The organism is Streptomyces sp. NPDC054932 (assembly GCF_053610205.1).
Genome location: NZ_JBSGXU010000285.1, coordinates 1 through 7647 on the forward strand (window position 1 = coordinate 1; position 7647 = coordinate 7647).

Consider the following 7647-nt stretch of genomic DNA (forward strand, 5'->3'; position numbering starts at 1 on the left):
GCAGTGCCCCGCCCCGCCCCCATCGCGCCCGTGCGGCAAGGAAGGAAACCGCTGTGAGCGAGGACGACGTCCTCCTCGGCATGGCCCTCGTCGTGGCCCTGGCCGCCGCCTGCCAGATCCTCGCCGGCAAGCTGCGCGTCCCCTCGCTGATCCTGCTGCTGCCGGTCGGGTTCGCCGCAGGCGCCCTGACCGACATCGTCCACCCGGACCAGCTGATCGGGGACGACTTCTCGGCGCTGGTGTCCCTGTCCGTGGCGGTGATCCTCTACGACGCGGGGCTCGGCCTCGACCTGCGCAACCTCACCGGCCACACCCGCGCGATCGTGGGCCGGCTGCTGCTCTTCGGCGTGCTCTTCACCTTCCTGGCCGTCTGCGCCGTCGGCCCTGCCCTGTTCGGCATGTCGCTCAGGGTGGCCGCGATGGTGGGCATGATCCTCGTCGTGTCGGGGCCCACGGTCGTGGGGCCCCTGCTGCAGTACGTACGGCCGACGGACAAGGTGCGGCGTCTGCTGATCTGGGAGGGGACGCTGACCGACCCGATCGGTGCGATCCTCGGCGCACTCGTCTTCCACGCCATCGACACGACGCACCGGATCGACATCGGCCGCGGGTACCAGATCGGCCAGTTCCTCATCAGCCTGGTGGTCGGCCTCGTCGGCGGGGCCGTGGGGATCGCGCTGCTGTGGCTGACCCTGCGCGTGCTCCGGCTCGGCGAGACGCTCGGAACCCTGGCCCAACTGGCCACGGTGATCGCCGTGTCGGCAGGGTGCGACATCGTCCGCGACGACACCGGACTCATCGCCGCGATCGTCACCGGTATGGCCGCGGCCAACATCCGGGGCTTCGACATGCCCGCGCGTCGGCCCTTCTTCGAGACGCTGGTCCAGCTGATCATCGGACTGCTGTTCATCTCCATCTCGGCCAGCGTCACCCCGGCCTCGCTGACCCCCGTGCTCCTTCCCACGCTCGCCCTCGTCGCGCTCCTGGTCCTCGTGGTGCGGCCGCTCGTGGCCTTCGCCGCCACCATGGGCAAGGACATGACCATGGGGGAACGGGCCTTCGCGGGATGGATGGCCCCGCGCGGGATCGTCGCGGCCTCCACCGCGGCGGCCTTCGCCGCGAGCCTCGTCGAGCTGGGCCTGCGCGGCGCCTCCAAGATCCTGCCCATCACCTTTCTGGTGATCGTCTCCACGGTCGTGCTGTACGCCCTGACGGCCGGCCCCGTCGCCCGGCGGCTCGGCGTCGCCCGGCCGAACCTCACCCGGCCGCTGCTCGTGGGCGGGGCTCCGTGGGCGATCGCGCTGGGCATGGCCCTGCGGTCGGCGGGGCTCGACGTACAGATGTGGGCGGGCCTGAACGAGGAACGCGAACGGATCAAGGACGCCGGAATCAAACTGGCCAGAGGAGACCTGCTGGCGACGGCCACCAACCCCCGGGCACGACTGGAGGGGGTCAACGCCGTCTTCCTGCTCACCGATGACGACGACTTCAACGCGCTGGCCTCGGTCGTGGTCGAGGACAACGTCGAGGGCCCGGTCTACCGGGTGGGACCGCCCCACGAGAGCCACGGTGTCGTCGCGCCCTACACGGGCGGCGCCGTCCTGTTCGGCGGTTCGCTCGTCAGGCACGTCCTGGCGTCACGCTACGAACAGGGCGCCCGGTTCCTGGTCCGGCCCGCCGCCGATCCGGTCCCTCCGGACCACGAGGCGCTGTTCGTCGTCAGCGCCGACGGTCGGCTGGACCCCTTCGACAACACGCGGGCCGCCACCGCGCAGCCGGGCGACCGGCTCATCCTGCTCGGCCCCGCACCGCCCGCCTGACAGCCGGCTCCGGGGCCGCGTCCCTGATCCGGCACGCCTACGCACGGCGCGGGTTCGTCGGCCCGAAGCAGGAACAGGGGCGCCTGCTCGGGCGGCGGGGGACCCGCTGAGCGCAGGAATGCCCGGGCCGCCCTCCCCCGGTGCCCGCGGGTTTACGGCGCGCGGTTCAGGGTCTCGTCGAGCGTGATGGCCGCATCGATCAGCGCGAGATGGGTGAAGGCCTGCGGAAAGTTGCCGAGCTGGCGGCCCGTCAGGGCGATCTCCTCGGAGAACAGGCCCAGGTGGTTGGCGTACGTCATCATCTTCTCGAGCACGAGCCTGGCCTGATCGGTCCGCCCGGCCCGCGCCAGGGCGTCGACGTACATGAAGGTGCACAGGGAGAAGGTTCCCTCGGACCCTCGCAGGCCGTCGGGCGATGCCTCGGGGTTGTAGCGGTAGACGAGGCTGTCGGTGACCAGCTCGCGGTCCATCGCGTCCAGGGTGGACGTCCACATCGGGTCGTCGGGCGTGATGAAGCCCACCGTCGGCATCCGCAGCAGCGCGGAGTCGAGCACGTCGCTGCCGTAGTGCTGGACGAACGCCCTGCGGGCCGGGTCCCAGCCCTTCGCGAGGACCTGCTCGTAGATGTTGTCCCGCTCGGCGGCCCAGCGGCCGCTCTCGGCCGGTCGGCCGTGGGCGACGGCCAGCCGCAGCGCGCGGTCGAAGGCGACCCAGGACATCACCCGGCCGTAGGTGAAGTGCTTGCGCCCGCCGCGGGTCTCCCACAGCCCCTCGCCGGCCTGGTCCCAGTGGTCCACGAGCCAGTCGAGCAGGGTGCGCAGCGACGTCCAGCCGTGGATGTCGAGGTGGATGCCGTGCTGGTGGGCGAAGGAGATGCTGTCGAGGGCCTCGCCGTAGATGTCCAGCTGCAGCTGCGTCGCCGCGCCGTTGCCGATGCGCACGGGGGCGGATCCCTGGTACCCCTCCCAGTGGTCCAGCGTCTCCTCGTAGAGATCGGAGGAGCCGTCCACCCGGTACATGATGTTCAGGGGTCCCGTGTCCGTGTCGCCGCCCGCCTTCTCCTTCACCCGGTCGCCCAGCCAGCCGATGAACGCCCTCGCCTCATCGGTGAATCCGAGCCCGAGCAGGGCGTAGACGGAGAAGGAGGCGTCACGGATCCAGGTGAAGCGGTAGTCCCAGTTGCGCTCGCCGCCCAGTTGCTCGGGCAGGCCCGCCGTGGGGGCCGCCACCAGGGCGCCGCTGGGTGCGTACGTCATCAGTTTCAGCGTCACGGCGGAGCGCTCCACCGTCTCGCGCCACCGGCCGGTGTACCGGGACTGGCGCAGCCACGACCTCCAGTACTGCCGGGTGTCGTCGAAGAGCTCCTGGAACTCGGCGACGCGTATCTCGCGCGGCGGCCCGGCCGCGGCCGATTCCATGACCAGTCCCCGCTGCTGTCCGGCTTCGAGCACGAGCGAGACGCGCAGGTCGTTCTCGCCGGTGAGGGTGTGCACCACCCGTTCGTCCTGCGGCTCCCGCACCACGCTGAGGGTGAGTTCCAGGTCGTCGGAGGCGAACACCGCGCCGTTCTCGGTGACGTGCAGCGTGTGCGGCTTGCGGCCGTAGTCGAACCGCGGGGCGATGTCGATCCGGAAGGTCATGCTGCCGCGTACGCAGCGCAGCATGCGGACCAGGCGATGGCGGTCGGTGGCCGTCGCCCCGGTCACGGGCATGAAGTCGACGACCTCACCGGCACCGGTCTCGGTCATGAACCGCGTCACGAGGATCGCGGTATCGGGCAGGTACAACTGCTTGGTGGTGTACGTCGTTTCGGCCGGCCTGACCGTGAAGTGCCCGCCCTTCTCCCAGTCGAGGAGTGCGCCGAACACACTGGGCGAGTCGAAGCGCGGGCAGCAGAACCAGTCGATCGTTCCGTCCGTGGTCACCAGTGCCGCGGTCTGCAGGTCACCGATCAGGCCATGGTTCTCGATCAGCGGGTAGTCAGCCATGGGAGAGCCCTTTCCGACGCCACCCAGTCAGCTTAAGCAGGGATTTCCGGGCGAGCCTCCCGAGCGGGCCGCCCCTGCGTCCGCCCGGATCCGGCTCTACGATGGGAACGCACGACCCGGCACGAACCAGCACGAACCAGCGCGAACCGGCTGTTCGGGCCGCATCGCACCGCCGAATCCGGAGGCCGCCCGTGCCGTCGCCCCTCGCGCCGGACCTTGAGACCCGCCGACGATGATGTCCTGGGCGGCGCGCTTCCGACTGCGGCAGTACGCGAAGGCGAGCCTGTGGATCGTCCCCCTGTTCGGACTCCTGCTGGGGGCGGCGCTCGCCTTCTGGGCCGCCGGCGCGGACGGAGCGGGCTGGCTGCCGGACACCTGGCACTACTCGGCCTCCACGGCGAGCACCGTGCTCAGCTCGGTCGTCGGGTCCATGGTCGCGCTGCTGGGCTTCGTCGTGACCATCGGCGTACTCGTCGTCCAGCAGGCCACGGGAACGCTGTCGCCGCGCTACATGCGTCTGTGGTACCGCGACCGGCTGCAGAAGGTCGTGCTGGCCACGTTCACCGGAACGTTCGCCTACTCCTACTCCCTCCTGCGCGGCATCGAGTCGGACTCCGTCCCCGACCTCGGGGTGACCCTGTCCGGCCTGGCCGTGTCGGTCAGCCTCGTGCTGCTGCTCATCTACCTCAACCGGTTCACCCACAACCTCCGACCCGTGGCCATCGCCGACCTGGTGGGGCGACTGGGCGAGAAGGTGCTCGTGCAGGGCACCGAACACATCGACCGCCATGCGGCACGCGACGGGGCCTCCCCCGCGCCGGCCGGACCGGTGACCCTCATCCGGTCCGAACGGGGCGGCGTCATCCAGGCGTTCGACGCGGCGGGACTGATCGCCGCGGCCGTCCGCCACGAATGCGTCCTCGTACTGGCCCATCAGATCGGCGACTTCGTACCGCCCGGCTCCACGCTCGTCGAGGCCCACGGCTCCGGGCCGTCGCCCGATCCGCGGCGGGTGACCGGACTCGTCGCCCTCGGAACCGAGCGCACCATCGAGCAGGATCCCGCCTTCGCGCTGCGCATCCTCGTCGACATCGCCATCCGGGCCCTGTCCCCCGCCGTGAACGACCCCACGACCGCCGTCCAGGTGCTCAACCACATCGACACGTTCCTGCACACGGTCGGCGGGGCCCGGCTCCGCCACCGGTACGTGCTCGCCGACGAGCGGGGCGTACCGCGGCTGGTGCTGCCGGGGCGCAGCTGGGAGGACTACCTCCAGCTCGGCATCAGCGAGATCCGCGACTACGGGGCCACCTCCCTCCAGGTGTGCAGGCGGCTGCGCGCGCTGCTGGAGGACCTGCTGGAGTCCCAGCCGGCCGGGCGCCTGCCGGCCGTGCGCGCGGAGCTCGCCCTGCTGGACCAGTCCGTCCGGCGGACGTTCGCCGACGCCGCCCGGCTCTCCAGTGCGCTGACCGCCGACCGGCAGGGCATCGGCGGTGGGCGGCGCACCCGCGGCGCACCCTCCCGATGAGCCGTTCGTCCGCCCGCCGCCTCGCCGAACGGACCCGGCCGCAGGGTCCCGCTCGCCCGTCCCACGGAACCCCTGTACGAGGCGGCCCACGGGGGCGCGCCCCCGTGCGCCCCCGCGTGCGCGGATGCGCTACGGGTTGCGCCAGTGGGCTGACGTGCGGCTCCTGAAGTGCCACGATGATTCGTGCTTCAACAGTGTGTTGGTCCGGGACGCCGTGAGAGCGGCGCCGGCTACGGCCCGGAGACAGCCCTACCCCACGAAAGGGCGGACACCCCCATGCGCGTCACACCCCTCGTATCGTCCTTAGGCAGCGACCAGGACCCGGCCCCGGACGATCCGGTACGGCTCTACTACAGCCGCAAGACACAGGAGATCCTCCAGAAGTACGGCCCGGGCCCGCGCGTTCACTTCCACGTGGGGATGTACCCGGACGGCCCACCGGACACCACCGTCCCCCAGGGCACGCTCAAGCAGCGCCTGCTCGACGGGCAGGAGCGGATAGTCGAGCACGCGGCCCGGTCCTGGGGCGCGTACGAGGCGCCTCCCCGCCGGCTGCTGGACATCGGCTGCGGCCTGGGCGGCACGTCGCTGTACTGGGCCCAGGAGCACGGGGCGGAGGTCACCGGCCTGACCGTCGCGGCGGAACACGTCCCGATCGTGCGGCACTTCGCCCGCCGCGCGGGGGTGGAGGAACGCGTGGAGCCCGTGCTGGCGGATGTGCACGACCTGGACGAGACCCGTGCGTACGACGCCGTCTACGCGAACGAGAGCAGCGGCTACACCGACCGGAACCGCCTCTTCGAGGTCGTCGCCAAGGCGCTGAAGCCCGGCGGATGGTTCGGGATCCAGGAACACTTCGCGGGCAGCTCCGAGGGGCGCGAGTTCATCGACGGCTACTACAGAACGCACCTGGGACGGCGCGGGGAGTACCTCGCCGCGGCCGAGGCGGCCGGCTTCGAGCTGGTGCAGGACGAGGACGTGACGGACGAGGTCACGGAGTTCTGGGTGCAGTCCATGGCATGGAACACCGCCGAACTCGACCGGCTCCGGGCGGACTCCGGCGCCGAGCCCGGCGCGTGGACCGGCGAACGCCTCGAACAGTCGACGCTCGCGCACAGCCGGTTCTTCCGGCTCTGGCGCGATCACGCGGTGCAGACGCGGCTGCTCCGCTTCCGTATCGGTGGCGGCCGATGACCGGGGCGCCCCGCCCGCGGCCCTCGCTCCTCGGCAGGCGCCTGCCGCCCTTCTACTGCCCCCTGGAACGCGACCTCGTCCATCCCGAGGCGAAGCGCGTGGCGGACCGGGCGGTGGAGTGGCTGGACGCCTTCGGGGTGTACCCCGATCCGGTCGAGCGCGCCTGGGGTCTGGCCACCCACAGCGCCGACTTCTCCTGCCGCATCATCCCCGGCGGGAACGTGGAGGCGCTCGTGCTGTTCAGCGAGTGGAACTACTGGGCCAACGCCGTCGACGACTGGCAGGATTCCGGCTCCGAGGAGGTGGGGACGGCCGCCGTCGTCGAACACGGCGCGCGTCTGCTGCGGACCATCGAGGATCCCGGGGCATCGGTGCTGCCGGACGGGCCGATGACACGGGCGCTGCTGGACCTGGTGCACCGTACCCATGCCATGCTCGCGCCCTACGAGCTGCGCAGGTTCGTCGAGGGTACGCGCGACTGGCTGCTCGGGGCGGCCTGGCGGGCGGCCCGGGCCGAGGCGGGGAGCATGCCTGGGCTCAACGACTTCGTCGCGATGGGACCACTGGCGAACGGTACGCGCTTCTCGCTGACCTGGTCCGACGTCGCACGCGGGGACCGGCCGGCGGCGGACGTGCTCTGCTCCCCCGCCGTGACGGTGCTGACGGATGCGGCGGGATTCGTGGTCAGCGCGGACAACGACCTGTTCTCCTACGACAAGGACGACCACCTGGAACCGCGGGAGGTGAACCTCGTCAATGTCCTCGCCCAGCAGGAGTGCTGCTCCCCCGCCGAGGCGGTGCCACTCGCCGTGGCCCTGCGCGACCGGGTGATGGTGCTGTTCCTCACGCTGCGGGCCCAGCTGGAGGAGGACGGCGCGGACGGCGAACTGCGCCGCCATCTGGCGGCGTTGGGGCACTACGTGGCGGGGTCCATCACCTGGCAGAGCCGGGCGCCCCGGTACGCGAGCCCGCGCAACCGGTACGAACTGCCCCTCGTGGAGGCGGGGTTCGAGGTCCGGTTCGCCGATGCGCCCGCTGCCGCGGGGGCCGAACCGCCGGATCTGCCCGCGCTCGCCTCCTGGTGGAGGCTGCTGCGCGGCTGAACGGTGTCGGGGGC

At 71.4% G+C, this 7647-nt stretch carries 5 protein-coding genes; 4 read left to right on the plus strand and 1 reads right to left on the minus strand.

From position 1 onward, the window contains the following. Positions 1–53: 53 nt before the first annotated feature. On the plus strand, positions 54–1820 hold the full coding sequence (locus tag ACWGE1_RS38770; RefSeq protein ID WP_453425171.1) for a cation:proton antiporter: 1767 nt from the start codon (positions 54–56) through the stop codon (positions 1818–1820). A 152-nt stretch (positions 1821–1972) separates the two neighbouring features. Here ACWGE1_RS38770 and ACWGE1_RS38775 read toward each other — a convergent pair whose 3' ends face one another. Then, the gene (locus tag ACWGE1_RS38775) at positions 1973–3808 is read right to left on the minus strand and encodes a glycoside hydrolase family 15 protein (RefSeq protein WP_453425172.1); all 1836 of its coding nucleotides are present in this window, start codon (positions 3806–3808) and stop codon (positions 1973–1975) included. 232 nt (positions 3809–4040) lie between these two features. On the opposite strand from ACWGE1_RS38775, the gene ACWGE1_RS38780 reads away from it, so the two are divergent. The 3 genes from ACWGE1_RS38780 (at position 4041) to ACWGE1_RS38790 (ending at position 7633) form a co-directional block, all read left to right on the plus strand. Beyond that, the gene (locus tag ACWGE1_RS38780) at positions 4041–5336 is read left to right on the plus strand and encodes a DUF2254 domain-containing protein (protein WP_453425173.1); all 1296 of its coding nucleotides are present in this window, start codon (positions 4041–4043) and stop codon (positions 5334–5336) included. 276 nt (positions 5337–5612) lie between these two features. Next, on the plus strand, positions 5613–6530 hold the full coding sequence (locus ACWGE1_RS38785) for a methyltransferase domain-containing protein (RefSeq protein ID WP_453425174.1): 918 nt from the start codon (positions 5613–5615) through the stop codon (positions 6528–6530). Further along, positions 6527–7633 (plus strand): terpene synthase family protein, encoded by a 1107-nt coding sequence (locus ACWGE1_RS38790; protein ID WP_453425175.1) that lies wholly within the window; start codon positions 6527–6529, stop codon positions 7631–7633. Before ACWGE1_RS38785 ends, ACWGE1_RS38790 begins: the two co-directional genes overlap by 4 nt. The last annotated feature ends 14 nt before the right edge of the window (positions 7634–7647 follow it).

Excerpts from the sequence above, each read along its gene's own strand:
- ACWGE1_RS38790 (WP_453425175.1), top strand. The coding sequence starts at position 6,527 with ATGACCGGGGCGCCCCGCCCGCGGCCCTCGCTCCTCGGCAGGCGCCTG.
- ACWGE1_RS38780 (WP_453425173.1), top strand. The coding sequence starts at position 4,041 with ATGATGTCCTGGGCGGCGCGCTTCCGACTGCGGCAGTACGCGAAGGCG.
- ACWGE1_RS38785 (WP_453425174.1), top strand. The coding sequence starts at position 5,613 with ATGCGCGTCACACCCCTCGTATCGTCCTTAGGCAGCGACCAGGACCCG.
- ACWGE1_RS38775 (WP_453425172.1), bottom strand. The coding sequence starts at position 3,808 with ATGGCTGACTACCCGCTGATCGAGAACCATGGCCTGATCGGTGACCTG.